This is a genomic window from Cellulophaga sp. BC115SP, assembly GCF_009905545.1.
Lineage (GTDB): Bacteria > Bacteroidota > Bacteroidia > Cytophagales > Spirosomataceae > Flectobacillus > Flectobacillus rivi.
Map to the genome: position 1 here is coordinate 1 of NZ_JAAALB010000200.1, position 612 is coordinate 612.

Below are 612 nucleotides of genomic sequence, written 5' to 3' on the forward strand. Positions count from 1 at the left end.
CCAATCACCGTATTCGAGTTTTTACAAAAAAATGCAGTTTGGCAGGAAGCTCAGCAAATAGACGACGCCTCTGGTGACTACTATACTATTACTATTTCTTGTCAAATCAGAAATGTATCAGAGTCATTATTGACGTGGCTTTATGCCAACCAACAAAGACGCTTTGTAGCCTTATGGCGTGGAGTTGATTCGGATACGTTTTACAATGGAAATCAGGAAAACGGTTTACGCTACCAGTACAACCGACTAGCCTCCGATCGTAAGATTATAGAGCTGACCCTAACAGGGCGATTTATTACTCCAAGCCTTCCACTGAACCCTACATTTATTTCTTCCATTTTGACCCAATATCAATACCAAACATTTTGACATGGCACAGACACTCATCGTTAAACCCCAACACGTAAATACTGCTCAAGTGTTTATTGATGGGAAATCTATTTTACTCAATAATAACCTAACTCAAGAGCAGTTATTAGCTATTTGGCAAAGAGCGGAGTTTCGTTCATTTATTGACATTACTTATACCAATATTGCTGACAGCTTTCCAGAAAACTTTGAGATTGACCCGACCTTATTTCATGCTTATGATTCTGGTGAGATTAGTTATAA

The 612-nt window shown here is 38.6% G+C and carries 2 protein-coding genes; both read left to right on the forward strand.

Annotation, left to right across the window (positions count from 1 at the left end):
• On the forward strand, window positions 1-369 hold a 369-nt coding region (locus GVN22_RS28625; protein ID WP_166554201.1), incomplete at its 5' end, for a hypothetical protein.
• A 1-nt stretch (window position 370) separates the two neighbouring features.
• Window positions 371-612, forward strand: a 242-nt coding sequence (locus GVN22_RS28630) for a hypothetical protein (RefSeq protein ID WP_166554202.1), incomplete at its 3' end; no start/stop codon positions are given.